33 protein-coding genes are annotated in these 25,629 nt (G+C 29.1%); 8 read left to right on the top strand and 25 right to left on the bottom strand.

Annotated features, from left to right (window positions below; translation table 11 throughout):
- Nucleotides 1-57: 57 nt before the first annotated feature.
- The 25 genes from Q0856_RS06655 to Q0856_RS06535 form a co-directional block, all read right to left on the bottom strand.
- Nucleotides 58-594, bottom strand: coding sequence for a conjugal transfer protein TraO (locus tag Q0856_RS06655; RefSeq protein WP_298503610.1), 537 nt, complete (start codon nucleotides 592-594; stop codon nucleotides 58-60).
- On the bottom strand, nucleotides 591-1,595 hold the full coding sequence (locus Q0856_RS06650) for a DUF4138 domain-containing protein (RefSeq protein ID WP_298503608.1): 1,005 nt from the start codon (nucleotides 1,593-1,595) through the stop codon (nucleotides 591-593). Before Q0856_RS06650 ends, Q0856_RS06655 begins: the two co-directional genes overlap by 4 nt.
- A 767-nt stretch (nucleotides 1,596-2,362) precedes the next feature.
- Nucleotides 2,363-2,548 (bottom strand): hypothetical protein, encoded by a 186-nt coding sequence (locus Q0856_RS06645; RefSeq protein ID WP_298503606.1) that lies wholly within the window; start codon nucleotides 2,546-2,548, stop codon nucleotides 2,363-2,365.
- 49 nt (nucleotides 2,549-2,597) lie between these two features.
- Complete coding sequence (locus Q0856_RS06640; RefSeq protein WP_298503604.1) at nucleotides 2,598-3,038, bottom strand: hypothetical protein; 441 nt, start codon at nucleotides 3,036-3,038, stop codon at nucleotides 2,598-2,600.
- A 24-nt stretch (nucleotides 3,039-3,062) separates the two neighbouring features.
- Nucleotides 3,063-3,500, bottom strand: coding sequence for a hypothetical protein (locus tag Q0856_RS06635; RefSeq protein WP_298503602.1), 438 nt, complete (start codon nucleotides 3,498-3,500; stop codon nucleotides 3,063-3,065).
- A gap of 92 nt (nucleotides 3,501-3,592) precedes the next feature.
- Nucleotides 3,593-4,033 (bottom strand): hypothetical protein, encoded by a 441-nt coding sequence (locus Q0856_RS06630; protein ID WP_298503601.1) that lies wholly within the window; start codon nucleotides 4,031-4,033, stop codon nucleotides 3,593-3,595.
- A 24-nt stretch (nucleotides 4,034-4,057) separates the two neighbouring features.
- A complete protein-coding gene (locus Q0856_RS06625) occupies nucleotides 4,058-4,498 on the bottom strand; it encodes a hypothetical protein (RefSeq protein WP_298503599.1) in 441 nt (146 codons plus the stop codon).
- Between the two features lie 59 nt (nucleotides 4,499-4,557).
- The gene (locus Q0856_RS06620; protein WP_298503598.1) at nucleotides 4,558-4,884 is read right to left on the bottom strand and encodes a hypothetical protein; all 327 of its coding nucleotides are present in this window, start codon (nucleotides 4,882-4,884) and stop codon (nucleotides 4,558-4,560) included.
- A 71-nt stretch (nucleotides 4,885-4,955) separates the two neighbouring features.
- Nucleotides 4,956-5,783 (bottom strand): hypothetical protein, encoded by an 828-nt coding sequence (locus Q0856_RS06615; RefSeq protein WP_298503597.1) that lies wholly within the window; start codon nucleotides 5,781-5,783, stop codon nucleotides 4,956-4,958.
- A gap of 85 nt (nucleotides 5,784-5,868) precedes the next feature.
- Nucleotides 5,869-6,306, bottom strand: a complete 438-nt coding sequence (locus Q0856_RS06610) for a hypothetical protein (protein WP_298503595.1) — start codon at nucleotides 6,304-6,306, stop codon at nucleotides 5,869-5,871.
- 71 nt (nucleotides 6,307-6,377) lie between these two features.
- Nucleotides 6,378-6,764 carry a hypothetical protein gene (locus Q0856_RS06605; protein WP_298503593.1) on the bottom strand — a complete coding sequence of 129 codons (387 nt, stop codon included), beginning with the start codon at nucleotides 6,762-6,764 and terminating at the stop codon, nucleotides 6,378-6,380.
- Complete coding sequence (locus Q0856_RS06600) at nucleotides 6,764-6,928, bottom strand: hypothetical protein (protein ID WP_298503592.1); 165 nt, start codon at nucleotides 6,926-6,928, stop codon at nucleotides 6,764-6,766. Before Q0856_RS06600 ends, Q0856_RS06605 begins: the two co-directional genes overlap by 1 nt.
- A gap of 27 nt (nucleotides 6,929-6,955) precedes the next feature.
- The gene (locus Q0856_RS06595) at nucleotides 6,956-7,783 is read right to left on the bottom strand and encodes a hypothetical protein (RefSeq protein WP_298503591.1); all 828 of its coding nucleotides are present in this window, start codon (nucleotides 7,781-7,783) and stop codon (nucleotides 6,956-6,958) included.
- Nucleotides 7,752-8,639 carry a hypothetical protein gene (locus tag Q0856_RS06590; RefSeq protein WP_298503589.1) on the bottom strand — a complete coding sequence of 296 codons (888 nt, stop codon included), beginning with the start codon at nucleotides 8,637-8,639 and terminating at the stop codon, nucleotides 7,752-7,754. Before Q0856_RS06590 ends, Q0856_RS06595 begins: the two co-directional genes overlap by 32 nt.
- Before the next feature lie 69 nt (nucleotides 8,640-8,708).
- Nucleotides 8,709-9,074 carry a type VI secretion system tube protein TssD gene (gene tssD / locus Q0856_RS06585; RefSeq protein WP_298503620.1) on the bottom strand — a complete coding sequence of 122 codons (366 nt, stop codon included), beginning with the start codon at nucleotides 9,072-9,074 and terminating at the stop codon, nucleotides 8,709-8,711.
- 110 nt (nucleotides 9,075-9,184) lie between these two features.
- Nucleotides 9,185-9,559 carry a hypothetical protein gene (locus Q0856_RS06580; protein WP_298503587.1) on the bottom strand — a complete coding sequence of 125 codons (375 nt, stop codon included), beginning with the start codon at nucleotides 9,557-9,559 and terminating at the stop codon, nucleotides 9,185-9,187.
- Between the two features lie 135 nt (nucleotides 9,560-9,694).
- Entirely contained in the window at nucleotides 9,695-10,144 is a 450-nt protein-coding gene (locus Q0856_RS06575) for a hypothetical protein (protein ID WP_298503585.1), read from the bottom strand.
- A gap of 46 nt (nucleotides 10,145-10,190) precedes the next feature.
- Entirely contained in the window at nucleotides 10,191-10,658 is a 468-nt protein-coding gene (locus tag Q0856_RS06570) for a hypothetical protein (protein ID WP_298503583.1), read from the bottom strand.
- A 182-nt stretch (nucleotides 10,659-10,840) separates the two neighbouring features.
- Nucleotides 10,841-11,662, bottom strand: a complete 822-nt coding sequence (locus Q0856_RS06565) for a hypothetical protein (protein WP_298503581.1) — start codon at nucleotides 11,660-11,662, stop codon at nucleotides 10,841-10,843.
- 3 nt (nucleotides 11,663-11,665) lie between these two features.
- A complete protein-coding gene (locus Q0856_RS06560) occupies nucleotides 11,666-12,580 on the bottom strand; it encodes a hypothetical protein (protein WP_298503579.1) in 915 nt (304 codons plus the stop codon).
- Nucleotides 12,543-12,932, bottom strand: a complete 390-nt coding sequence (gene tssD / locus Q0856_RS06555; RefSeq protein WP_298503577.1) for a type VI secretion system tube protein TssD — start codon at nucleotides 12,930-12,932, stop codon at nucleotides 12,543-12,545. Before tssD (Q0856_RS06555) ends, Q0856_RS06560 begins: the two co-directional genes overlap by 38 nt.
- A 155-nt stretch (nucleotides 12,933-13,087) precedes the next feature.
- On the bottom strand, nucleotides 13,088-14,446 hold the full coding sequence (locus Q0856_RS06550; RefSeq protein ID WP_298503575.1) for a DUF5458 family protein: 1,359 nt from the start codon (nucleotides 14,444-14,446) through the stop codon (nucleotides 13,088-13,090).
- Between the two features lie 14 nt (nucleotides 14,447-14,460).
- Entirely contained in the window at nucleotides 14,461-14,910 is a 450-nt protein-coding gene (locus Q0856_RS06545; protein ID WP_298503573.1) for a hypothetical protein, read from the bottom strand.
- A gap of 128 nt (nucleotides 14,911-15,038) precedes the next feature.
- Complete coding sequence (gene tssD / locus Q0856_RS06540; RefSeq protein ID WP_298503571.1) at nucleotides 15,039-15,425, bottom strand: type VI secretion system tube protein TssD; 387 nt, start codon at nucleotides 15,423-15,425, stop codon at nucleotides 15,039-15,041.
- A 159-nt stretch (nucleotides 15,426-15,584) separates the two neighbouring features.
- Nucleotides 15,585-16,601 carry a PKD domain-containing protein gene (locus Q0856_RS06535; RefSeq protein WP_298503569.1) on the bottom strand — a complete coding sequence of 339 codons (1,017 nt, stop codon included), beginning with the start codon at nucleotides 16,599-16,601 and terminating at the stop codon, nucleotides 15,585-15,587.
- Between the two features lie 60 nt (nucleotides 16,602-16,661).
- On the opposite strand from Q0856_RS06535, the gene Q0856_RS06530 reads away from it, so the two are divergent.
- The 8 genes from Q0856_RS06530 (at nucleotide 16,662) to Q0856_RS06495 (ending at nucleotide 25,623) form a co-directional block, all read left to right on the top strand.
- Nucleotides 16,662-17,285, top strand: a complete 624-nt coding sequence (locus Q0856_RS06530) for a C40 family peptidase (protein WP_298503567.1) — start codon at nucleotides 16,662-16,664, stop codon at nucleotides 17,283-17,285.
- Between the two features lie 5 nt (nucleotides 17,286-17,290).
- Nucleotides 17,291-18,199, top strand: a complete 909-nt coding sequence (locus Q0856_RS06525) for a hypothetical protein (RefSeq protein WP_298503565.1) — start codon at nucleotides 17,291-17,293, stop codon at nucleotides 18,197-18,199.
- Nucleotides 18,200-18,204: 5 nt separating this feature from the next.
- The gene (locus tag Q0856_RS06520; protein ID WP_298503563.1) at nucleotides 18,205-19,071 is read left to right on the top strand and encodes a TssN family type VI secretion system protein; all 867 of its coding nucleotides are present in this window, start codon (nucleotides 18,205-18,207) and stop codon (nucleotides 19,069-19,071) included.
- A 9-nt stretch (nucleotides 19,072-19,080) separates the two neighbouring features.
- Entirely contained in the window at nucleotides 19,081-20,232 is a 1,152-nt protein-coding gene (locus Q0856_RS06515) for a hypothetical protein (RefSeq protein ID WP_298503561.1), read from the top strand.
- Nucleotides 20,233-20,248: 16 nt separating this feature from the next.
- Entirely contained in the window at nucleotides 20,249-20,761 is a 513-nt protein-coding gene (tssO, locus tag Q0856_RS06510; protein ID WP_298503559.1) for a type VI secretion system TssO, read from the top strand.
- Between the two features lie 2 nt (nucleotides 20,762-20,763).
- Nucleotides 20,764-23,250, top strand: a complete 2,487-nt coding sequence (locus Q0856_RS06505) for an ATP-dependent Clp protease ATP-binding subunit (RefSeq protein WP_298503549.1) — start codon at nucleotides 20,764-20,766, stop codon at nucleotides 23,248-23,250.
- A gap of 73 nt (nucleotides 23,251-23,323) precedes the next feature.
- Nucleotides 23,324-23,755: a GPW/gp25 family protein gene (locus Q0856_RS06500; protein WP_298503547.1), complete on the top strand. Its 432-nt coding sequence runs from the start codon at nucleotides 23,324-23,326 to the stop codon at nucleotides 23,753-23,755.
- Nucleotides 23,756-23,763: 8 nt separating this feature from the next.
- Complete coding sequence (locus Q0856_RS06495; protein WP_298503546.1) at nucleotides 23,764-25,623, top strand: hypothetical protein; 1,860 nt, start codon at nucleotides 23,764-23,766, stop codon at nucleotides 25,621-25,623.
- The last annotated feature ends 6 nt before the right edge of the window (nucleotides 25,624-25,629 follow it).

Raw genomic sequence — 25,629 nt, 5'->3', positions numbered from 1 at the left:
TAATACCAAAAAGAAACCAACTAAATATTTATATAAGCTATTCATTGTAGTTTTTTATTATCTGAAAAAATAGTAACGCAAGCCTAAACCTGAGAAATTTGTGAATTTACCAAAATCACTATTGACATGATAAAATTGAGAAGTTTTAGCTACGACAGAAAGTCTATTACTAATAATTACATCTATTTCTGCCCCAACAACTGCACCATATATTAATTTACTTTCCCCATTTATAAAAACAATATTCGAGAGTTCATTTTGCCCTCCATTAACAAGTTCATATCCAGCCAAAAGTCCTCCTCCTATACTTAGTACTTTATAGCGTCTTGCAGAAGAATAAAGTGTAGTGAAATAAGAATAGGATAAGGTATAACTAGAATAAGGAATAGATGTTTTTTTGGATATATAATTGGATACAGAAACATCTAAACCTATTTGCGTAAAAGATTCTTCATTTAAATTGGTATTAAATGTAATTTCCCCTCCGAAACCATCCCCAAATAACCCTCCGTTTACCATAAAAGAATTAGAAAACGCTTGTGCTGCAATAGAATTTACTCCTAAAAAAACAACTACCCATAATAAAATTCTCATTTAGCAACTAAATTTAAATATTTAATATCTAAGGGAAGTATAACCATTCTGTTCCCTTCTTTTTCATCTAAAACTATTTCTAAAATCTGTTTAGACTCAAGAGCAAATTTTTTAAAAACATAAACCACTTCATTATTACTTTCGGGATCTATAACTTTTTGTAAATTAAAGGTATAAATGGGTTTTTTAATCACCGCTTTAGCATTTTTACTATCTTTAAGAAAGAAGCTTAGCCCATGTACATTGTATTCTTTTTTAGAAGTATTTTCTAGCGAAACCATAAAATACATTTCGTCTCTATCTATCAAAATATTATTAAGCCTTACCAAAATCTTTTTACTTTGCCTAAAACTCCTTTTATATATACTTTTTTGAAGGTAGTTATTTTCACAAAAAACACGAAAATACTCTTCTTTATCGGATTCATAAAGATCACTTTCATAAACAGGATCTTCAGGCAAATCCTTCGTATTTTCTTGTTTAAAATACTCTTCTTGGTTCTGATTTTGGACTACACTTTTTTCTTTTTTCTTTTTTAAATCTACGGTCTGAAACGTAATATCAGTAGGAGTTTGTTCTTCTTCTAGGTTGCTATCTGAAATTTGTTTAACAACGTCATTTTCCTGTTCTAGAGTTTCTTTATCATTCGAAGATAATTTTGTCTTACCAACAGAAGAATTTGGGTTAATTATATAATTAAATTTTTCTATTTTTTCTGAATATTTAAGCAGAAAAGAATATACATCACCTTTTGAAGTAATAACTGTTAAATTACTAGTATTTCCCTTACGAGCTTTAAGTAGTCCAATACTACCACCGGCTTCAAAATCGAATTTATAATTAACAGATGGCGGAATTACTTTCTCTATAGAATTTGGAAAAAAAAGAGTTACCGTTGTATTGCTGTTTGCCCCTATAACCAGTGGTTCTTTAACTCCTTGAGCATAAATATTTGATAAAAAAGTTAATGAAATTAAAAAATAAAAGTATTTTTTATTCATGAGTAGGTATTTGAAATAAAAAGTCTTACAAGTATTGTAATAAAACATAATAAAATCTAATCCACTAAAATACGATTTTAGATTAAAAACACTACAATATTTAGGAAACAATACCTTTTTTTTCGATGTAAGTACAATACTAATATAAAAGCTACTATGTGCACTGGTGTAAGATTTTTTAAAAAAAAATATGAAAAATTAACTCCAACAATTACTCCTACTAAATTCATCTAAAAATAACAGCGAAAAAGAAAGCATCTAAACCCGTAATTAAACAAAGACTTTGAATTAAAATAGTTAATGATAGCATTAATAGAGTTGAATACTCTGGAGAAGAGTTACCAAACTTCACAGAATATATATTCTATAAAACATACACCTATAAAATTCAAACAATTTTACACTATTTACCCAACCACTCATTAATATTCTGTGTTAAAAATTATTTTAGGCACTTTAACCCGTGTATTATCTTGTTTCATAGTATGTTCTTCTATATCAAAAACTATTATACTATTTATAATTAGGATTATTAAATGTTATAAACCACAATGATACACAAAATAAAACTACACTTATAAGTAAATACGTAAATAAGTAAATAGAACCTAATCTCATTTGTTTTATACTTTCACCTTTAAATTCTATTATTGTTTTTTCCCATTTTTTTTTTGTAACAAAACAACAAAAAGGATATTATACCAAATGGTAACATATAAGATATTATATGTACAGCGCTAAGCTCTCCAAAATATGAATTCCAAAAATTAACTCCCATAGCTACACCAACTATCAATTAAAAATAAAAGATGAATCATAAATGTTAAAGACATAAGCAGTACAGAAGAAAAAGCAGGAGAATCGTTATTCCAACTTTTAGCCCAGCGCATCATGGTATAAAACAAATAACGATACATCTTTGGAGCCCTTACTTCTTCTAACCATTTTTTCATTAATATCCAGTGTTAAATAGTATGTTCTTCTATATAAAAACCAATTTTACTAATTATAATTGGGATTATGAAAAGTTAAAAACCAACCGCCTATGTAAATAGAACTAAAACTTATAAATAAATATAAAAACAGATAAACAGAACCCAATTTTCGTTGCTTTTCATTTTCATCAACAAACTCTTTTTCAATTTGAAGAAACTTATCGTTATGATAAAATAAAATATAAGAAATTAAACCCAATAAAATTAAAGGAAGAATACCACACAAAGGATTGAGTCCCCTAAAATATAAATATGAAAAATTAACTCCAATAATTACTCCTATTAAATTCATCAAAAAATAACAATGAAAAAGAAATGTTGCAGAAATTAACAATACAGAAGAAAAGGCAGGTGAATTATTACCCCAACCTTTGGTCCAGCGCATCATGATATAAAACAAATACCTATATAACTTTGGCGCCCTTATTTCTTTAAGCCATTTTTTCATTAATATCTCGTATTAAAAATTAATTTAATAACTTGTTTTATTAAAAGTTACAAACCAAAGCATTATTCTGAATAAAACTATTAAACTAACAAACAAATAAATAATTAACGCATACTTTCCTAAATAACGCTGCTTATCTGTTTCTTTTTCAAATTCTTTAATATACTTTTTCCATTTATTCTTACGATAAAATAAATATTGAATTGTATATAACAATAGTAAGGAAAGAACTATTGTAACAATAGGCCCGTTGTTAAACAAAACATTAGAAATACCAATCTTTAATAAAGCATCTAAACCTGTAATTAAACAAAGACTTTGAATTAAAATAGTTAATGAAAGCATTAATAGAGTTGAGTACTCTGGAGAAGAGTTACCAAACTTCACAGAATAAATATATATTCTATAAAACATATACCTATAAAATTTAGGCAATTTTACACTATTTATCCAACCACTCATTAATATCCTGTGTTAAAAATTATTTTAGGCATTTTAGACCCGTGTATTGTCTAGTTTCAAAAGTATGTTCTTCTATATAAAAACCAATTTTACTAATTATAATTGGGATTATGAAAAGTTAAAAACCAACCACCTATGTAAATAGAACTAAAACTTATAAATAAATATAAAAACAGATAAATAGAACCCAATTTTCGTTGCTTTTCATTTTCATCAACAAACTCTTTTTCAATTTGAAGAAACTTATCGTTATGATAAAATAAAAAATAGGAAGTAAAACCTGTAATTAAAAATAATGTTAATATACTATATAGGTAAAATCCTTCAATAAATAAATCCCATGAACTAACGGCTGTAATTAAATCAAATAATGCAAATAAAAAAAAAGCATAAAATCCAAAAGTAGTAGTCATCAATAGCATAGATGAAAAAGCAGGAGAATCGTTATTCCAACTTTTAGCCCAACGTACCATCGTATAAAACAGATAACGATACATCTTTGGAGCCCTTACTTCTTCTAACCATTTTTTCATTGATATCCTGTTTTGAAAACTATTTTAATAATTAGGATTATTAAATGTCACCAACCACATACACCCATAAAAAAGACTAAAACTTATAAATAAATAAATAAATAAATAGATAGACCCCCATCTTTGTTGCTTTTCATTTTCATTGATAAACTCTTTTTCTATTTGAAGAAATTTATTATTATAATAAAATATAACAAATGAAGGAACTAAGTTAAACACCAACATAAAAGGTGTAATAAATAATGGATTAATTTCTCTAAAAAACAAATACCAAAAGTTAACCCCTATAAATACACCAATTAAATTCAGTAAAAATAATAACTGAAATCCAAAAGTGACAGTCATAAACAACATGGAAGAAAAATTAGGAGAATCGTTATTCCAACTTTTAGCCCAACGTACCATCGTATAAAATAAATACCGATACATCTTTGGTGCTCTTACATCTTCTAACCATTTTCTCATTAATATCCGGCATTAAATAGTGTTTTGGGAACTCTTACTCGTGTGCTGTTTGTGAAACCTTAGTTTTTTCGAAACTGATTCCTTTTCTTTTTCTTCTTTTCGGGTAAAGTTAGACCTGCTTTTTTAATCATTACTATATCACTAACTATACTATCTAATAAAATTTCACTTAAATCAGGGCTTTTAGAAGAATACCTAACCTCATAAAAATGATTTAAATACATTTTTTTATTTCCAGAAAATGAAGACGTTGAGTGATACTCTTTACCTGAAACTATATATTTATAGACCAAACTTGGACTAGCCGTTGCAGTTCCTCCATCGATATCATATACTAAGCCAATAGTACGTTCTTCATTTTGGTCAATCTCAATTTTTGACAACATAGAATTCGTTAATAAAACGCTTACAAAAAGAAAAAAACCAAATATATAGTAATATTTTTTTTTCAAAACTTTTAATTTTCTTTGATTTTTTTGGAGGCAGCTCCTATTGTAGTTTTTATTGTGATTTTTCCTCCCTGAGCAAAAATATCACCGATACCTGGAGTAAAAGTAGACAACGGTTTCCCTATTCCTTTAACAAATAAACTACTAGCTTTATATTTTAAACTACCAACAAGCAAATTAGCAGAAAAATCAACCAAATTATTTACACCGTAATCATTTTTGGATTTATAATCAAATGCAGATTTCAAAACAACACCTCCAAAATTACTAAAAAAAGCACTCACTCCCACATCAAATTTATCAATATTTCTCAAATTGTCTAAGCCCCATTTATTATCTGTTAACCCAATAGTTGCATATTGCTCTAAAACATTATAAGAACCATTTACCAATATCTTCCTCCCTGTGTTCATGGTAAATGCTTTACCCAGCTCCGTTGTAACTTTAGGTAATGTTGATTGTCCGTAAGCATATATAAATGGTGCTGCCTCAACAGCTCCTATAAATGCACAAGGAAGACCAACAGTTACAATAATAATTTTCTTTTCATCAATAGTATCATAAGACTTCCATATTTTTGCATCTTCCTTTTCACTAACTGTAATATTCATTAAATCAGAGAATATTTTTTTAGAACTCGAAATGATTTCGCTTATTTGCTTACTTGATATATCATATTGCACTACCCTTTCTTTCCCATATGAAGAGGCAAATGAATGCTTACTACCTATAACAACATTTTCATGGTCAACGACAAAATAACGATTTAAATTTAAATTGTTTCGTTTTACTTCAATGGTTATGGTTTTAGCAGAAATTACTATTCGCTTTCGCATTGGTATAAAATAAATACCAAAACAACTTAGGAGCTCTTACATCTTCTAACCATTTTTTCATTGATATCCTGTTTTGAAAACTATTTTAATAATTAGGATTATTAAATGTCACCAACCACATACACTCATAAAAAAGACTAAAACTTATTAATAAATAAATAAATAGATAGATAGACCCCCATCTTTGTTGCTTTTCATTTTCATTGATAAACTCTTTTTCTATTTTTACAAACTTATCGTTATAATAAAATAAAATATAACAAGTTAAACCAAATACCAGCATAAAAGGAATAATATATAAAGGACCAAGTTCACCAAAATATAAATGCCAAAAATTAATACCTATAACAACACCAATTAAGTTCAATAAAAATAAAAAATGAAGTATAAAAGTTATAGAAATTAACAATAGGGAAGAAAAGGCAGGCGAATCATTACCCCAACCTTTGGTCCAGCGCATCATGGTATAAAAAAGATATCTGTAGAACTTTGGCGCCCTTATTTCTTTAAGCCATTTTTTCATTGATATCTGTTATTCTATTATGAATACTCTCCGATAGATTTTTTAAATTTGGACATAAAGACTTCCAAAACTTATAAATAAATAGAAAAATAAATAAATAAATAAATAGATCCTAATCTTTGCTGCTTTTCATTTTCATTAGCAAACTCTTTTTCAGTATCAGAAAATTTATTGTTGTAATAAAATAAAATGTAAGAAATTAATCCTGTTATAAAATATATAATATAAATGCTATATGGATAATATCCCTTAATGTAAAGATTCCAAATATTAATAGCAGTTAAGAAATCTAATAAATCAATTAAAAAATATAATTGAAATCCAAAAGTTATAGTCATTAGCAACATAGAAGAAAAATTAGGAGAATCGTTATTCCAACTTTTAGCCCAACGTACCATGGTATAAAATAGATAACGATAAATCTTTGGAGCCCTTACATCTTCTAACCATTTTTTCATTAATATCCGGTATTAAAAAATATTTTAGGTATTTTAACCCGTGTATTGTCTTGTTTCATAGCATGTTCTTCCAAATATAGTTCTTTTTGTACTTGTTCTATTGGTTTTACATAGTCTACCTCAAACTTTAAAGATTCTATACGTTCTCCTAAAGTATGCCGCACTTTTCTTTGTAAATATTGGTTTACGGATTATAATTCTACCTTAGGTTCTTGTATGTAAATAGGAAAAACTCCGTAATCTATATCATGCAAGTCAATACTATTAAAATACTTTTGAAGCTTAACACCTACCTCTACAAGTTTTTCATTTTTAAAGTCATCCTCACACAATAATTCAATATTTTTATTCTTAAACTTAAAATAAATAGTTTTTAATAAATTATTATTGCTAATCGTATCTTTTTTAATTAGTAGCTGTTGCTCAAACTTTTTTAAATAGCCTTCCATTAGACTAGTCTCTGTAGCATTAACGGCTATTAAGTTTTTATAAAAATAATAAGAAGGTTTTCTCTTGTAACAATTACCTTTTTTATAATACCCAAATAAGATTCTATCATAATTTGAAAAATTAAAACAGTATTCTATAAAAGATGGTTTCTCTACAATTAATTCTCCATCCATTTTTATTTCATCAATAACAGTTACATTACTCTCACTTCTTTTTTTATCACCACCATAAAGACAAAATAAATAAAGATTTTGTTTTTCAAAATATTTTATTTCATAGCCATAACTTAAAAGATTTTTTTGTTCATCTGATAAAACAAAGGTATTATTTAACCATGTTTCCATTTTTCGTACCTCTTCAAGATTTGTTAAATCTTCTTGTCCAAATTGGATTGTATATTCATAAATAAAATTTGATAAATTCTCTGATTCTTTTTCTATTTTAGTATCATCATAAAATTTAATGTAATCATTATATATGGAAAAAAAATATACACAAAAAACAAAAGAAACAAATAATCCTATATATATATGTTTATTAATTTTTCCAAGGGTTTTCTTCAATTTCATTTTTAAGATTTTTACCATGCTTTAAATACCAATTTTTAATGTTTTTATAGATTACTTTATCATCAAAATGTACTGCTATGACAGGCAAACGGCTTTTTACTAGCTTATTTGTAATTGCAAAATATTGGCCTTTAATTTCACCTGAAAAAGTTTTTACCAAAGTAGAGTTAGCAAATGGATGCTCATCAAAATAATCAACAAGACTTAATCCTTTACTGCTAATTGCGGATGTATTTAAGTTAGCATTATAATTATTCTCTATTCCATTTAAACATAATGCACCTGAAACTTGAATGTTTTGATTTGTAAATAATATTTCCAAGTCATCATTAACATTTGTTTTATCAAAATTTACATTACTCAATCTGTTGTTGCCATTACTTTTTAGATTATACTTCCAAAGATACCTGTTAAAAACATCCTGAATTATTAGTGGAACTTTAGCATTATAATAACTACCTGAATCAACAAAAGACTGTAGACCGTCTCTTTTACTTCCGATATTTCTGCTAAACCAACTATTATTCTTTATAAAATGGCTTTTTACTTTAGAAAATTTATTCCCTACATATTCTCTACCATTAAGGTCTGAATCATTCTCTGCAGTAACACTTTCATCCCAAACATATTTACCATCTTTACCTAAAACCCAATCATTTGGTTTTGACTGGCTTCTCATACCAGCAATTAATTCTATTTTTTTTAAATTACGTTTTACACTAGATTTCATTTTTCGATTAATATCCCTATCGGACAATTTAGTTTCCATTTGTATAGATTTACTAATTGAAAACTTAGATCTACGTAATCCTTTCTTTAAATCGTGCTTAAGTTTTAGTTGTTCTATGGTAGTCATACTAATAAAATAGTAAGAAAAAATAATTATTAATAATACTGTTTTTGAATTTAAACAAAATAATAGATACTACTCCCCCCAACTATTCTCAAAAACCATATCACCAATGGTTATGGTTTTAGCAGAAATTACTATTCGCTTTTGCATTGGTATATCATCAATAGCATCAAACTCCTCTTCTAGACTAACACAATAGCCCTCTGAAAAAGATACCTCTTGCAAGCGAGATAGCGCATCTCGTTTAAAGAATATAATGACCCCATCTTTTGTTTGTTCTGGTTCTTTCATCCAATGAAAAAGATCATATTTACCTTGAGATTCTAAGGTAATCATTATTTGACCTCCACGAGGTTTACCAGAAGGCTTACCTGTATTATCCATAGGTTGTTCAAAATTGTACGTACAATGTAATACACTGTATTCGCTACTATCTATTATTACTATTCTTAAATTTCTTAGAATTACACTTTTAAACCTATTTTACTAATTATAATTGGGATTATGAAAAGTTAAAAACCAACCGCCTATGTAAATAGAACTAAAACTTATAAATAAATAAATAAATAAATAGAGCCTAATCTTCGTTGCTTTTCACTTTCATTTTTATAATCTTTTTCTATATGAAGAAATTTATTATTATGATAAAATAAAATATAAGAAATAAAGCCTGTTATAATAAGTATCAAAAATAAACTAAAAGGATAAAATCCTGCTATAAATAAATCCCATGAACTAACGGCTGTAATTAAATCAAATAATGCAAATAAGAAAATAATCTGAAGACTATAAGTAACGGTCATCAATAGCATAGAAGAAAAATTGGGAGAATCGTTATTCCAACTTTTAGTCCAACGTACCATGGTATAAAATAGATAACGATACATCTTTGGCGCTCTTACATCTTTTAACCATTTTTTCATTAATATCCGGTATTAAAGATTATTTTAGGCGCTTTAATACGTGTATTGTCTTGTTTTATAGAACGCTCTTCCAAATATAATTCTTTTTGTATTTGCTCTACAAGTGCTATATAGTCTACCTAAAAATTTAAGAAATTAATATTGATAATTATAATTTACATTATTCATCCTTAAAAAGAAATAATTTAAATATAATAAACTAAAACTAATAAATAAATAAATAAATAAATAAATAGAACCTAACCTTCGTTGTTTTATACTTTCATTTTTAAACTCTTTTTCAGTATCAGAAAATTTCTCATTATAATAGAATAAAATGTAAGATATTAGGCAAATAACAAAAAAATAAACTAATAAAAATAATGGGTTTAAATCTACTATGTACAAACCCCAAATATTAATATCTATAATTGCTCCCAATAAACCAACAATAAAAGAAGACTGAAATCCAAAAGTAGTAGTCATTAACAGCATGGATGAAAAATTGGGAGAATCGTTATTCCAACTTTTAGCCCAACGTACCATCGTATAAAACAGATAACGATACATCTTTGGCGCTCTTACATCTTCTAACCATTTTCTCATTTATAGTTTGTATTAAAATAGTATTAGCCTAAACCTATTATTTATTTTAAAACTCATCAACTATGGTATTATTTTCAATAATCATATACCAAAAATATGAAACAGTTTTATAACTTTTTTGACTTTCAAAATAGGCAGGTTGTATAACATCCATTGAATTTAATACATCAAAGGCAACTTTTCTTAGAGCAAAGTTATTAGTTAAATTTTCCATTACGGAAGTTGTCCCATCCGCATTTATTCGAATACCTATTTTCAATGTGTCTTTTAGTAAATTTAGCTCTCTTTTTTTTACTTCAAAAAGAATTAAGTTACTAATAGTCTTTTTTAAACATTCCTCTGTTTGGTCATTTTTACAATTTTCAATTAAAGGTATTTTAGATTTATTTGAAAATTTTCGGTGTTTTACTATGATTGTTTTAGGTTTATTTTTAGACTTCCTTGAAACACAAGAGGCTAAACACATTAAAGTTAATATTCCTAAGAAAATAGATCTAATCTTACTATTTTTCATTTATTTTTTTGCATTATAAATTTATTAGGAAACCCATAACAATAAAAAACAAAATGCTCAGTATGTAATTATATGGGTCATCATTTAAATCACTGAACTTTTTCTTATCCAAGAAATAAAACCATCTGATAGTTTGTCCGATATATTGAAGTAATATTTCTTATATAAAATCAAAAATAAATCTAATTCTCCATTCTTTCTTCAGGAAGATACAAGGGAAACAGAGCATAATCAAAGTAAGTTATTTTTTTTTGATTAAAAAAAGCAATCAACTTTGATTTCAAATCATCTGTATATTTAGAAGATAAATTTTCAGGACATAAAATAGTAACTTCACTTTTTTTATTAATGGATACTAGTACTCTTTTAACTGTAGTTTCTGAATTTGCTACTATTTCTTTTTTGCAAAAGTTATATATTTCATTTGCAAATTTTTCCTCATTAACAGAACCCTTTAAATTTTTACAGCCAGTAAATAATTGGATATCCAACACTAAATTTTTTCTTGTAAATGGCAACTGTTTTTCTGCACAGATTAGGTTATAATCTTTAATATCAGCAAGTATAACATCATATTCTTTAAAAAAGCTAAAAAAATATTCTTTAAAACTACCATTAGAAATAGGCACACTATTTAAAAAAGATTGAACATAAAATTTGGAATTAAATGGAGTAGATTCCATATTATTATCAACTCTATCTTTTCCAAAACTATATAAATATGACCTTTTACTTAATGAATCGTATTTAATATTATAACCGTATTCTAAAAAAGTATAATTAACAGTTTCTCTGTTTTCTTTGAACCATTCAATCATAAAATCTATGTCCTGCCTGTTTTCAGGAAAACTCTCAAAATAATTAGATTGAAATTGTGTGTAATCACTAAGAAAATACTCAGCATCTTCCCTAAGATCTTCTAGAAAAGTAAGATGAATCTGTCTAAATATAAAAGATAATAGAACTATTAAAATAAGTACTATAAAAACATTTTTTATTCTCATATATTAATCTGAACCTAGGTAGTTTTTTAATTTAAGATAGTCATCCATCACTTCTGAGCTAATATTTATAACAAAAATATCCTTTCTAAATTTATTCCCAAATATAAAAGAATACTTAGTAAATCTGTCAGTTTGTGGTAAAATATCCATATTCTGGCCAACTCTAAATCTATCTATATATTTTTGACCTTCATTTAAAGTCAAATAGGAACCTTTAATAGGAATCTTTACACCTTCACCAATTGCAAGATTAAAATCAGTAAAAATATAATTATCAAATCTAGTATCTTTAGTTGGTAAATTTGAAACATCCACTATTCCAAAACTTTCCTTACTAGGCTCAAAAGCGCCATTACCCCAGTTTGCTTTATTCATCCTTAATTCATCGTCAGTAAGGGGTATTAATTTTCGATTAACTTGATTTTTTATTAAGGTTAATAGCGTGTTTTTTACTTGCCATTGATGATAACCTATCCATTCTACATTACTAGGTCCAAATTCTAAAGCCTTTTCTAACCAATTTCTATTTTTATTTGCATAATTCCAACCATCATATTTGCCTGCCCCAATATACTTTCTCCCATTTAAATCCTTATCAGTACTAGAAGTTACATTTTCATCCCAACGAACTTTTCCGTCTTTACCCAGTACCCAATCATATGGTCTTAGAAAATTTCTCAATGAAGACTTGCTTTCAACTTGAGCTATTGTACGTTTAGCCTTAGAATTAATTTTTCGTTTCAGCTGCTGCTTAGAGAATTCAGAAGATTCCTGGGTAGATTGATATATTGAAAATTTTGCCCTACGCAAACCTTTTTTTAAATCATGGCGTTGTTTCAAAAGTTCAATTCTCCTCATTTTTGATTTTTCAGATTTTCTTTTACTCCCCCCAGCTATTCTCAAAAACCATATCACCAATGGTTATGGTTTTAGCAGAAATTACTATTCGCTTTTGCATTGGTATATCATCAATAGCATCAAACTCCTCTTCTAGACTAACACAATAGCCCTCTGAAAAAGATACCTCTTGCAAGCGAGATAGCGCATCTCGTTTAAAGAATATAATAACCCCATCTTTTGTTTGTTCTGGTTCTTTCATCCAATGAAAAAGATCATATTTGCCTTGAGATTCTAAGGTAATCATTATTTGACCTCCACGAGGTTTACCAGAAGGCTTACCTGTATTATCCATAGGTTGTTCAAAATTGTACGTACAATGTAATACACTGTATTCGCTACCATCTATAATTAATTTGGCTAAAAAAGACATATGTTATTTGGTTTAAGGGTCTAAAAATGTTAAAGTACTATGTATTTATTTACTTACAAAAAAAAGTCGTTAAAATACACTCTAAGTGTATGAAAAAAAACACCTCTAAAACAGTACTGTAATAGAGGTGTTTGTATAATTTTTAAGCTACAACATTATTGTTGCTCATAATCGGTATCCCATTCTGTACCTTCATCTCCTTTTTGCCCATCCATTTTAATTAAAAAGTTTTTTGCCGGGAAATATGGTTTTAAACGTACGTCTAAGAAAATACGGTCTAATTGTGTTGGGTCTTGTTCAAATCTTCTAATCTCAAAATTTTCGATTAGTTTATCTGGTCCTGTAACACCATCTAAGAAATGTACAATTTGTTTGTGTATTTCGTTTCTTGTTTTAGCATTAAAATTTTCAAATGCTCTACGGTTAAGAAAATCCATTAATACCTTAGTAACATAATCAAAAACACGTACTACAGAATAGGTTTGTAGTCCTAAATTGTCGCCATTAAATAAGGTTTTTGCAGAAAATGCCATTACTTTGCCATACTCATTAACCATAGGTACTAATCCTAAATTCTCTAAGTTAGCAATTTCACTTTTCTTTAAATCAAAGCTTACACCATCTACCTCACTAAGTCCACCGTGCTTTTTACCTGCGGTAACCTGAGACATTAATGTTTTATATATTTTTCCTGCAAGTGCGCCAGATGGGGGCACATGCAAATCTTCTTCTTCTCCTACTTCGGCATGTTTACCTCTACCTACTAACCAGTTACAGGTCATAATAGTATTAGATAAGTACATGTCTCCACTTGCTAAATCGGCACTCTCGAACATTTCCATAACATCATCTGGCTCATCTAAATGAGCAAAATCTGTTACTAAAGTAACCTTATTATCATGCGCTAATTTTGCCCATTTATCTACTACAGATTTAGAACCTAAATAGCCTGGTAAAACCATAAGAGAATAGTTTTCTCTTAGATCTAACCTGTCATATTTAGAAACTAACTCTTCACGTATGTGATCAAAAAAGCGGGTATTATCTAGATCAGATAATTGATCTAACTCTGCATTTATTACAGATATGTTTTTTATTGATGCTTGATCCGTATTTTTATAAAACAATGCCACAGAACGGTAAGAACTTTCTAGTTCAGAGGTTTCGTTTAAAGCTAGTTTTAAATTTTTATCTAATAATTTTTGCGATTCTTTAGATTTATCGTCTGCTGCTTGTACTTGATCTAAGATATCATCACCAGATTTTAAAGTCTCAGACCAAAGTTCTAATGTTTTTTGTAAAGACTCGCGTTCTGCTTTTTTTCCATTTTCGGTTAAAAACATTTTTCTACGCGCTTTACGTTCTGGGTTTACGTTTTGCACCTCGTCTATTGCAGATTCTAACAAATCGAACCCACCAAACTTAGCTAATACGTCTGATTTTTCTTTTATCTGATCTATAAAAGGCTTGTCACTTAACTGTGATTCTTGCTTACTTTGTGAAGTCTTTGCCATGATTTCTGTGGTGCTTATTTAGTGTTTTTAATTTCGTTTATCAAAGTATCAATAGTCTGTATTAATGCTTCTTTAGCTTCAGGATCTTGCAAAGCTGATTTTAAAATTTTATTCGTTTTTAATTGCTTAATAATTTTTTTGTATTGGTCACTTTCAATTTCTAATTCCTTTAAAAAAACACTACTATTAGTAATTCCCTTTTTTCCAAAATCGCCAAGATTATTGAATTTTATGGTTTCATTAAGCGTGCCACCATTCTTATCTTCAAAAGGTATTTTAAGCTCTGGCTCAAAATGTTCAAATAAATCTTCTACAGTTTTTAATCCTTCTATAACTTCAGGCTTAACAGGGGTGTTTGGCGTTAATTTCCCTGCAATTAAAGTTCTGTTTTGTGGTATTTCATTTAGAGCTTCACTTGCATCACCCTTAACATCATTAGCTCCAATTCCAAAATTACTAGCCATACTATATTTTTTTAAAGTTTGTTAAATTTAGTCAAAAAAAAATTATCTAAAATAGATATTGAAAACAATAAACGTAAAAAGGAGGCAGTTAAGTATGCCTCCTTTTAAATAATGTACAATTTACGAGATTATACCCACTCGTTAATATGCTCACCACCACCACTAGATAATTCTTTAGCAGATATAGTAAATGATTCTGTTAACGGGTTTTGTCCAGAAGACTCAAAATTCTCTCTGTACTTAATTAAGTAACCTTCTTTAAAATTCACTTCTTTTAAAGTAGCATCCGTATCTCTTTTTACAAATACAATACTACCATCTTTTCTTTCGAAGTTGTTCGTCATCCACTCGAAAAAACCAGTTTCTCCGTTAGATTCTACTGTTAAGGCAATACGACCACCTCTTGTTACAGATGAAGGTCTTCCTGTAGGATCAACTTCTTGATTTAAATCGTAAGAACATTGTAGAACATTGAATTCTTTTCCTGCTACTTTTAATCTTGCTTTGAAAGCCATAAATAATGTGTTTTTTGGCAAATACTGCCAGTTTATAATTTATATAACGTCACTTAAGGACACTGTAAACTTATAATTTAACCAGAATTAAAAAAAATGTTTTCGATGAATTACATCTTTTTACGTAAAAAAAGTAAGATTTTACTTTATATACCGTCCTTAAAAATTCTTTGAGAACAGAGCTTTTTTAATCTTCATATCTAACGTCATACTAACAATACAACCAGTTTTAGAGTTCTTTACAAGCTTTATACTTTTAATATCAATCTTTTTGTCTCTAATTTCATTAAATAACTGGTTAACCGTAAATCTTTTGCCATTCTTATTAAATACTGGTATACTACTATAGCAAAAGTAATTTCTTAAAGCACGATCATCTATCTCCCGGTTAGCATAACCAATTAGCATTTTTTTAATCTCATCTGAAGAAATTACTATTTTTTTAATCTCTTCCTTTTTATCTTTTTTAGATTCTGAAGGTAATTCCAAAGTATCTCTAATACCAGATAACACTTGTTGAATGGGATCTACTGTTGTTTTGGCCGAAGATATTTTTCTTTTTCTTTCTTTTTTATCTAAAACCGTAATTCTTTGTTTTGCTTCATGACGCCTATCTCCGTTAACAACAAGTAATATTGTTTTTTCTCCAGGAGTCTTAAATACATATTTTACATCTTTAGTGGTACCGTCTATATGTAATGTTTCTCCAAAACTCCATTGCCATGATTTTGCAAATGTAGATGTATTAGAAAATTCTACTTCATCGCCAACTCTTACATTTTTAGGAAGAATAATATTTGGAATTAACTCCGGAGAGATTAAAATTTTATTTTTAGTGATTGAAATTTCTTTTTCTACTTTGCACTGTCCATTTATTTTTAACCCAATTTTATAGATACCAGGTTTTTTAAATTGATGCACTACATTGGATTGATATTTTATCTCCGATGCATCTCCAAAATCCCACTCCCATTCTACTCCTGAACTATCCAAACTATTAAACTCTATTAAATCTTCTGTAGTAAAAGAGCTCGCAATAATTTTAAAATCAGAATTTGTACAATCTACACTGCTATTTACTTTAGATACAAAAAGGAGTAATCCAATAATTAGTAATACTAAAAATGTAAGAAATACGTTTCGGTCAAAGTGAGTTTTTATATTTTTACTATTCATTAAAAAGTCTGCTAGAAATTAATAAACGCTTATATTTATCTATAAATTACAAATATAATTATGAAACTAAAACTGTTGTTTTTAATTCTTATTGTGCTATGTATAGCTAGTTGTAAAAATACACATAATGGTGTAGACCAAATGCATTACAAAAGACAAATTGAAGAAGCACAACGTTTAAAGACGCAAGAGGCTTTAGCTAAAAAGACACCAACCAAAAAAACTACATCTATATATTTAACAAAAGAAGAAAGAGCAAAATTTTCTTCTTTACTAGGTCTTAAAGAAGAAAACATTGAAAATGAAAAATTGTATGGTACTATAAAAGAATGGCTTGATGTTCCTTATCTATGGGGAGGTACTACTAAAAAAGGTATTGACTGTTCTGCCTTTGTTCAGTACATTTATAAAGTAATATACAACAAAAATTTACCCAGAACCTCTCAAGAGCAATTTGACACTAATTTAGACGTTTCATTTAAGAGCCAAAAAAAACTTAAACATGGAGATTTATTGTTTTTTAGATTACGACATAAAGAAAAAGTAATCTCTCATGTTGGTATATATTTACAAAATGGCAAATTTTTAGGATCTAATTCTCCTAGAGGTGTAGAAATTGTAAACTTAAACGATAACTACTGGCAAGATAAATATGTATCTGCAGCAAGACCTTTATTAAAATAATATAGATGAAAAATAACAAATTACAAGCTATAAAAGAACATCTATCTGATTTAGATTTTGATATAAAAGCAGAAACTTTTGCCTCTGAAACCATTGCTACTTCTAATATAGAATTTCGTTATTCTGATTATTTTAAAAGAAGGTATAGTCCAGACATTTATAGTATTAATGAAGACGAAAACCTAAAAGAAAAGATAATAGTTAACCTTACGCGCAGAAGTTTTTATAATATTTTTCCGGAACGTTTTTTTCACAAAACAGCTGGCAGTACACCTTTTGTTAATGAAATGGTCGATGGTTATAAAACTAGAAAAATAGAAGAAGAAAATTCTAGAGCCTTTTTTAGACCATTAGAACAAGAGTTTTTCCTACACAAAGTTGGTGTAGAAAAAGAGGAAGAGTCCTCTTTTGAATCGCTTGGTAGTGCTGACCTGGTAACGTTTTTATCTAATTTATGGAATATAAATCCTAATTTCCCTAAAGAAATATCGGCCAAAATTTTAAAGACAATGCCATTTATGAATAAGATTGCAGGAAATTTACCGTTAATAAAACAAGTATTAGAAACTATAGTCCAAGAAAAATTAATCATAACCAAAAAATTTGCCACCATCGAAAACAAAAACCCAGTTAATGAACCTTTGCAATTGGGAATAAATCTTGCCACTGCTGCCAGTGGTAAAACTTTTTTACCTAAATACATATTTACTATAGACACTATAAAAAACCCAGAAAAAATTCATGACTATTTACCCAATGGCAAAATTGTTTCCGTAATTCACTTCTTCTTAGATCATACTCTGCCTTTTGAGTGCGATTTTGAAATTGATTTTACTTTAAAAAAGAAACAACAACATTTTACACTAAGTGATTCTCTATATTCTGGAAGACTTGGTATATCGTCTACAATATAATTTTTATGATTAAGCGTTACTTAAAATCATTCATAAGCCTAGAAGCCTTAATGCCTTTTGCAATTGTGCTTGTAGTTACAGTATTGGTGCTCACCCTATTAGCATCAAAAACCCCAGCTTTTAAAAAACAACGGAAAAAATTTTACATATACCTTCTTTTTGGAGTATTACTTATGGGGGTATTTACCATTATTATATACAACTTAAAACAAACAACCTTGCTTCTTAGATATTTTTCTATGTTAAGCTTTTCTATGATTCTAGGTATATTACATGTATATTTTTTTAGAACCCTCTTTAATAAGTTTGATATTAAAAATAAATTTAAAGAGTTACTATTCGCAATAATAGCATCATTGAGTTTGGTTATACCTATTATACTAATTGCTTCTTATTTTAATGATCTTCAATATTTAGGATATTATTCTTTAGTTACAGCTATTTTTATAGTCCCAACAGCATTTTATGCATTATATAATTATGCTGTAGGTATCCCTGTAAAAATATACTCCAAATGGTATTATCCATTAGGAAATAAATATGAAACACCTAAGCATTATGAGCTAAAGAATATGATTGTGTTAAACTTTATGTTTTACAAAAACACAAAGGAGCAGCATCTTACTAGTTTTAAGGCAAAAGCTCCTAAAGACATGGATTTAGGCAGGCTCTTTTTCTTTTTTATTAATGATTATAATGTAAAAAAAACAAATTCAAAAATTGAAGTTTTAGAAGACTCTGGGGATCCTTATGGCTGGTATTTTCAGACCAAACCACAATGGTTTGGATCATCTAAGCATATAGACGCATTACTTACAGTAGAAAAAAATAATCTTAAAGATGGCGATACAGTTATTTGCCAACGTATATAATATATTATTATGATAGAGGACATTAAAAATTTTAAAACCAATTGGATTGATGGTATGAAAATCTCAAAAGAGAACTTTCAAAACCTTCAAGATTACGCGGAAAGTAGTGTAAAAGACTTAACAAGCTTACAAATGAGTAAAGATGGTTATGGTCTTATATCTTCTCATCTTAGTGATACTAATGAGTACTCCATTACTATTGATGCCCACCAGAGTTTAAAAATATCCATCAAAAAATTACGTGCCATAACACCCAATGGAACACGTGTAGAAATAAGCAATAAAACACCAGCGGTTACAGAAGATGTCGTCGTAGAAGAGTTCTCTAACAATAAGCTCGAAGAAGGATTTGTTCTCTTAAATGTAGACCCAGAAAATTCTGTAGCCTTTGGAGAACAAGATCCTAAAGAAATACCTCCAAGGTACCCTTTTATAACACATAGTTATTTTTTTACCTTCATAAATACCACAGAGCTCTATAAATCAGGGCTTGGAGGACACCAAATACCTATAGCTAAGATTGTTAGAGAAAATAACGCTTTAACCATTGCAACAGAATACATTACACCAGTTACTTCTTTAGAAACTAATGAAGCACTTATAGATTTTTATAACGTTACCGAAGCTTTTTTAAAAATGGCAGAACGTAGCTCCATTTTAATTGCCCAAAAGATAAACACCAAACAAAGCGATAATCCTATAGCCGATGCCATGCACATTGTTGTAGATAAACTCTTTGCATACCTATCTCAACAAATTACTTTTGTAAAATGGGAAGAATACCAAATGCATCCAAAAAAACTATTGGAAATTATTGTTAGTTTTTCTAGACTCTTTAAAAGCGCTGCAGATGTATCATCACCAGAAAACAAGGAACAATTATTTAATTATTTTGGGGAGTGGACGGATTTAAAAGGAGGTGATTACGAAAAAATATTTACCAATATCATTAATATGAATTATAATCATATAGATATAAATGAAAACCTGGTTATTGTAAATTCCTTTATAAGTATCATAGACCGTTTGTTTACTGTTCTTACACAAGTAGATTATATTGGCAAACGTAGAGATATGGGAATTTTTGTAAATGAAAACATTGTTCAAGAAAAATCCGGTACTACTGGTAAATCTGGCGGACATTCCTTTTTAGCAGATTAAATAAATACAAACTACTATGGAAATTTTAAATAAAAAAGAAAGAGTATCCTCATTTCTACTATTTTTACTCATGTTTGTGGTTACGCTTGGGCTATTATTTACCGCAATATTCTTTAGCTACAAACTACCTTGGAAAGAAAATGAAGTTCTAAGAGCCGAAAACAAAAAAATACAGTATGAGTTTTTGTATCAGAAAAAATTCATTTCTGAGTTAGAACATGTAGATGTTCTTATAGATTCTTTGGATAAAACCAAAGAAGGTTATTTTTTCTTAGAACAATCTATAAACTCGGACTTAATAACTATAAAAAACGATATTCCAAAAGACTCTTTAGGAAATCGGAATATGTATGAAAATCTTATTCTTACCTATAAGAAGTTAATTGATGCCAAAAGAGATGTTAAACAAGTAGAAAATGCTAAAAAAGAAATTGATCAATTAGACGAAGACGTTAAAGAGTACGAAAAACAAATTCAAAATTTACAGACTGCTTTAGAACTAGCACAACGTCTTAACCGAAACAATTAAGAATGAATAACGAAGTAGAAAAAGCACTCTATATAGCGGCACAAATAGCCGAAGAAAACCAGCAACAAAATTACGGAACAGCTCATGTAATTAAAGCCGCTCTTAATAGAGATTTATCCCTATTAAGAAAATTACACAATTTAGGAGTAGATGTGTATTTTATAGAAGAATGGGCAGAGGTTAATTTAGAGGCAATGCCTAAAAAAATAACAAGAAAATCAGAACCAGAAGCAGATTCCGGCGTACAATTAGTTCTTGTAGAAGCAGATGCTATTAAAACCAAATATGACAAAGAAGAAGTAGATTTATTTTTACTCTTTATTGCCGCAATTACACCAGGAGTTGGGTTTAACTTAGACCAACTAAAATCCTTACCTGTTAACTACAATCAACTTTTAGAAACACTAAACAAAGCAAAGGAGTCTACTACAATAAACACCAATGCTGTTTCTGCCAATGAAACCACGCAAACAGACACTAATATCTTAAGTAAATACACTACAGATTTGGTGCAGAAAGCGGTACAAGGCAAATTTTCTAATATAGTAAATAGAGATAAAGAACTTAAAGCAATTACAGAAATCCTTAGCCGAAAATCTAAGCCCAATGTAATTATCCAAGGAGAATCTGGTGTTGGCAAGACTGTTTTAATAAAGAACTTAGCTGTTTTAATAGGAGAAAAGAAAATTGTAGATATTTTACAAGAAGCTACTCTTTTAGAAATACATACTACACTCCTACTTTCTGGTGCTTCTTACAAAGGAGAAGTAGAAGATAGATTACAGCAAATTTTTGAGCAATCTAAATCTTATACTACGCCTATTTTAGTACTAGATGATTTTCATGCCTTATTACAAGATGTATCTTCTAGTCAAGGAATTTTAAACGTTATAAAATCCGAACTTAACAAAGGAGAGGTAGTTATTATTGGTGTAACGTCTCCAGATAATTACCGCAAACATATTACTTCTGATGATGCTTTAAGCAGACGTTTTGAAACTGTGTTTTTAGAAGAACCCAATACAGAAACCGCATTTAGAATATTAAAAAATGTAAGCGAAACATACGCTAAACACCATCAATTAGAGATTTCTGATGCAACTTTAAAAGAAGCCATCTTATTCTCTAAACGCTATTTAAAAGAAAAACACTTACCAGATTCTGCATTAGATTTGGTAGACAGAACCATGGCGGCTGCTAAAGTATCGCAACAATCTTTACCAACCGACTTGGAAGAACTTAAAAACAAAATATCCTTTTTAGAGAAAAAAGCTAACAGCCTTACAGAAGAACAGCGTAAAGAAGAAATAGATTGGATTTATGTGGAGCTAAAAAACAAACTTGGTCCAATAATCATAGGTAAGTATGATACAGAAGATGCCTTATCTTTTGCAACATATGAGAAAAAACACAGTTATATAACTACTATTTTAGAGGCCATAGAAAAGCATTCTTTACAAGAACTAACCACTATAAAGGATGAAGATTTAGCGGCAATGGTTTCCAATATCACAGGAATCCCAGCTGGTAAAGTACAAACCCAGGAGCGTGAACGTCTTATGGATATGGAAGCTACTCTAAAGAAAAGAGTTATTGGCCAAAACCATGCTGTAAAAACGGTAACAGAAGCTATTATAGAATCTAGATCCGGGCTTTCTAAAGCAGGGCAACCTATAGGGTCTTTTTTCTTTTCTGGCCCCACAGGAACAGGTAAAACAGAACTAGCAAAATCCTTAGCAGAATTTTTATTTAGCGATGAAAGTGCTATTATACGGTTTGATATGTCCGAATTTAAAGAAGAACACTCTGCCGCACTCTTATATGGTGCTCCTCCAGGTTATGTAGGTTATGAAGAAGGTGGTATGCTAGTAAATAAAATTAGACAAAAACCATATTCTATAGTTCTTTTTGATGAAATAGAAAAGGCACACCAATCTGTTTTTGATGTTTTTCTTCAGATCTTAGATGAAGGTAAACTTAATGATCGTTTAGGTAAAGTTGGCGATTTTTCTAATGCCGTAATCCTTTTTACCTCTAATATTGGTTCCGAATTTATTTCTAAAAATATGTCTGAGGGAAAAACACCTTCGTCTGATCAAATATTAGAAATAATGTCGCCTTACTTTAGACCAGAATTTTTAGGCCGAATTACAGAAATTATACCCTTTGCCCCTATTTCAGTAGACAATGCGCCTTTAATTTTCGATTTACACCTTAAAAAAGAATTATTAGTTTTAGCAAATAAATTGGGTATTACTCTAAATATAGATAAAGAAACCAAAGATTTTTTATCTGTAGACGGGTTTTCTTCTACTTACGGGGTGCGACCTTTAAAAGCAGTTATTCGTAATAAACTAAAAAGGCCACTATCTAAAATGATTATTTCTGGCGATATAAAGGCACCACAAACCGTAAATATAAAACTAAAAGATAAAAAGGTAATTTTTAAGGTGAGTAAAGCTCCTCAAGAGAAACCCGTAAGTTCATAATATAAAACTACTATGTTTTAAGTTAAGCTCAAAGGTATACAACTCTAGAGTACCTAGTAAAAAAACAATGTAAATGGCCAAACCATACTACCAAGCTCCTTTTGATTTTAAGCGCTTTTTTGAAAAAAAAGAACTCAAAAAAATTACGCTACAAGAATCTGTTTCTCAATTTATAAGTATAATTATTACCACTTATTTTGAGGAGTACGATTTTGATGAAAATTTTGGAAGCGAAATATGGGAAACAGATTTCGATTTATTGGTCAATGCAAATGTACTTAAAGAGCGCATTAAAAAATCGCTCAGCGAGCAAATCGTAACTTATGAAAAAAGGCTTGGAAAAATAAACCTAACGCTTAATTTACAAGAGAGTGTTTCCGAAAAATCTAACAAAGTACGCCTTAAAAAATACCTAAACATTAGTATTACTGGTGTTTTATTAAAAACCAATGAACCGTATCATTTTTCTGGAGATTATTATTTAGCTCCATTATCCTACAAATAAACGCTGTCATGAAATCATTAACCAAAGAAGAAATAAAAGAACGATTAATTAGAAGAGCTGCAGATACTTGGGGTATGGACGAAATGGAAATTGAATATTCCTTAGACCCCATTATAAGTATTCTTTTTGATGCCTGCGCACATGAGTTTGAGCGCATTTCAGACACCATAAAAACTAGTAGAACCAGAATTACAGAGCGTTTAGTAGACCTTTTAACACCAGAAGTCTCGGTAACCGCAAAACCAGCCCATGCCGTTATGCACGCCTTACCTGTAGATGCTGTTTTAGATATAAATGAACGTTCCGAGTTTTATCATAGAAAAAGAATGCCCATTTTTAAAGAAAGTGGCCAAAAAAATTTTGAAGACTTTTTCTTTTCCCCTGCCGGAGATTTTAAAATAAATAACTGTGCTATAGAATATATTGCATATCCCGATAAAATAGTATCCTATAAAAACCATAGAAATATACCTTTTATTACTACAGATGATTTTATTGGACAACCAGAAAACTCCAGTATTTACCTTGCCATTAAACCAAGCGCACAAGCTACTACTATTCAAGATTTACTCTGTTATTTTGATGTTTTAAATTTTTCTCAAAAAAATATTCTATCTCATCACATAAGTATATCTAAATGGTCGTTAAACGGAACTCCTTTAGAAATTGCAAAGGGGTATCATGAGAAAGAGGTTAATGATGAAGATTATAGTACGTATATTAATGAATCTATTCAAAGTAAAATTAAATTTTACGAAAATTATGTAAAAGAATTCTATAAAGACCATTTCTATACGGTAACAGATAGTTTAGACGTTAAAAATAATGTTAGAAATTATCCAGAGGAATTTGCTAGTTTTTTATCCAATAAAGACCTGCAAACTTTTAACGAACCCTTACTTTGGATAAAAATTTCCTTTTCGCCTGTAGTATCTAACAAAATGCTAGAAAACTTACATTGCCATATTAATTGTTTTCCTGTTTTAAATAAGAAAAAACACCATACAAACAGAAGGTTAAAACCTTATTTTAATATTTTACCTTTAGAAGTAGAAGAAGATTATTTTTTTGATATTCAAGATATTACAGGAGATAGTGGAAACATCTATTTTGTACAAAATCGCAAAAAAGAAAATAACAATAGTTCCCAAGCCTATTTACGTTTTGGCGGTGTTTCTCGTTTTGATGAACGAGATGCATCTGAATTACTAAATTACACTTTAGACCTGCTAAAAGAAGATAGCATTGCTTTTAATGCTATGAATGATGATTTTATAAATACCAATCTAAAAGACCTTAAACAAATAATTTCTAGGATAGAACAGCAGATAGAACTTAGGGAGTTTACCAAAAACAAAATCCCCTATTTGGTTATCAATAAAAATAGTATTCAAAAAAATAAGGACCAAACTGTATTTGCTAATTATTGGAGTACCGCAGGTGAAAAAGCTAATAAAATAAACCCTTACGTTAGCCTAGTGCAATATTCCGGAACCGCCTTTGAGCCAAACTCCCTAACCTTTATTACAGGATCTATTGGCGGTAAAGATGAACCAACTGCTGGAGAAAAGGTTTTTGCCTACAGAGAGCAAGTACTCACAAAAGGAAAAATTGTCACTAGACAAGATATTATTACATATTGCTTTAATGTGTACAAAAACAGTATCTCTAAAGTAACTATAGAAAAAGGAGTTGTTGTAGCATTAGAAGAAGGTATTGGTTATACCCCAACTACCGATGTGTATATTCATAAAAAAGAAGATGATTTTTATGAGCAAGAAAGTTGGCAACACTTAAAGAAAGAAGTTTTAATAGGTTTACAATCGCGATCCGCTAATGTACTTCCTTTTAGAATTTTCTATAAATAGAAAAAT

Source organism: uncultured Maribacter sp., assembly GCF_947496775.1.
In the GTDB taxonomy this organism is placed as follows: domain Bacteria; phylum Bacteroidota; class Bacteroidia; order Flavobacteriales; family Flavobacteriaceae; genus Maribacter_B.
Note: the sequence above shows the minus strand (reverse complement) of the source record. Positions and strands in the feature narration are given on the sequence as shown.

Coding starts and splice junctions, on each gene's coding strand:
- Q0856_RS06625 (WP_298503599.1), bottom strand. CDS start 4,498: ATGAGAAAATGGTTAGAAGATGTAAGAGCACCAAAGATGTATCGGTAT.
- tssD (WP_298503577.1), bottom strand. CDS start 12,932: ATGTCTTTTTTAGCCAAATTAATTATAGATGGTAGCGAATACAGTGTA.
- Q0856_RS06620 (WP_298503598.1), bottom strand. CDS start 4,884: ATGTTGTCAAAAATTGAGATTGACCAAAATGAAGAACGTACTATTGGC.
- Q0856_RS06505 (WP_298503549.1), top strand. CDS start 20,764: ATGAATAACGAAGTAGAAAAAGCACTCTATATAGCGGCACAAATAGCC.
- Q0856_RS06495 (WP_298503546.1), top strand. CDS start 23,764: ATGAAATCATTAACCAAAGAAGAAATAAAAGAACGATTAATTAGAAGA.
- Q0856_RS06590 (WP_298503589.1), bottom strand. CDS start 8,639: ATGACTACCATAGAACAACTAAAACTTAAGCACGATTTAAAGAAAGGA.
- Q0856_RS06545 (WP_298503573.1), bottom strand. CDS start 14,910: ATGGCTAGTAATTTTGGAATTGGAGCTAATGATGTTAAGGGTGATGCA.
- Q0856_RS06550 (WP_298503575.1), bottom strand. CDS start 14,446: ATGGCAAAGACTTCACAAAGTAAGCAAGAATCACAGTTAAGTGACAAG.
- Q0856_RS06570 (WP_298503583.1), bottom strand. CDS start 10,658: ATGAAAAATAGTAAGATTAGATCTATTTTCTTAGGAATATTAACTTTA.
- tssO (WP_298503559.1), top strand. CDS start 20,249: ATGGAAATTTTAAATAAAAAAGAAAGAGTATCCTCATTTCTACTATTT.
- Q0856_RS06615 (WP_298503597.1), bottom strand. CDS start 5,783: ATGCGAAAGCGAATAGTAATTTCTGCTAAAACCATAACCATTGAAGTA.
- Q0856_RS06605 (WP_298503593.1), bottom strand. CDS start 6,764: ATGAAAAAATGGTTAGAAGATGTAAGGGCTCCAAAGATTTATCGTTAT.
- Q0856_RS06640 (WP_298503604.1), bottom strand. CDS start 3,038: ATGAAAAAATGGCTTAAAGAAATAAGGGCGCCAAAGTTATATAGGTAT.
- Q0856_RS06575 (WP_298503585.1), bottom strand. CDS start 10,144: ATGAGAAAATGGTTAGAAGATGTAAGAGCGCCAAAGATGTATCGTTAT.
- Q0856_RS06595 (WP_298503591.1), bottom strand. CDS start 7,783: ATGAAATTGAAGAAAACCCTTGGAAAAATTAATAAACATATATATATA.
- Q0856_RS06535 (WP_298503569.1), bottom strand. CDS start 16,601: ATGAATAGTAAAAATATAAAAACTCACTTTGACCGAAACGTATTTCTT.
- Q0856_RS06635 (WP_298503602.1), bottom strand. CDS start 3,500: ATGAGTGGTTGGATAAATAGTGTAAAATTGCCTAAATTTTATAGGTAT.
- Q0856_RS06645 (WP_298503606.1), bottom strand. CDS start 2,548: ATGAAAAAATGGTTAGAAGAAGTAAGGGCTCCAAAGATGTATCGTTAT.
- Q0856_RS06500 (WP_298503547.1), top strand. CDS start 23,324: ATGGCCAAACCATACTACCAAGCTCCTTTTGATTTTAAGCGCTTTTTT.
- tssD (WP_298503571.1), bottom strand. CDS start 15,425: ATGGCTTTCAAAGCAAGATTAAAAGTAGCAGGAAAAGAATTCAATGTT.
- Q0856_RS06650 (WP_298503608.1), bottom strand. CDS start 1,595: ATGAATAAAAAATACTTTTATTTTTTAATTTCATTAACTTTTTTATCA.
- Q0856_RS06515 (WP_298503561.1), top strand. CDS start 19,081: ATGATAGAGGACATTAAAAATTTTAAAACCAATTGGATTGATGGTATG.
- Q0856_RS06580 (WP_298503587.1), bottom strand. CDS start 9,559: ATGAAAAAATGGTTAAAAGATGTAAGAGCGCCAAAGATGTATCGTTAT.
- Q0856_RS06520 (WP_298503563.1), top strand. CDS start 18,205: ATGATTAAGCGTTACTTAAAATCATTCATAAGCCTAGAAGCCTTAATG.
- Q0856_RS06630 (WP_298503601.1), bottom strand. CDS start 4,033: ATGAAAAAATGGTTAGAAGAAGTAAGGGCTCCAAAGATGTATCGTTAT.
- Q0856_RS06610 (WP_298503595.1), bottom strand. CDS start 6,306: ATGAAAAAATGGCTTAAAGAAATAAGGGCGCCAAAGTTCTACAGATAT.
- Q0856_RS06530 (WP_298503567.1), top strand. CDS start 16,662: ATGAAACTAAAACTGTTGTTTTTAATTCTTATTGTGCTATGTATAGCT.
- Q0856_RS06655 (WP_298503610.1), bottom strand. CDS start 594: ATGAGAATTTTATTATGGGTAGTTGTTTTTTTAGGAGTAAATTCTATT.
- Q0856_RS06565 (WP_298503581.1), bottom strand. CDS start 11,662: ATGAGAATAAAAAATGTTTTTATAGTACTTATTTTAATAGTTCTATTA.
- Q0856_RS06525 (WP_298503565.1), top strand. CDS start 17,291: ATGAAAAATAACAAATTACAAGCTATAAAAGAACATCTATCTGATTTA.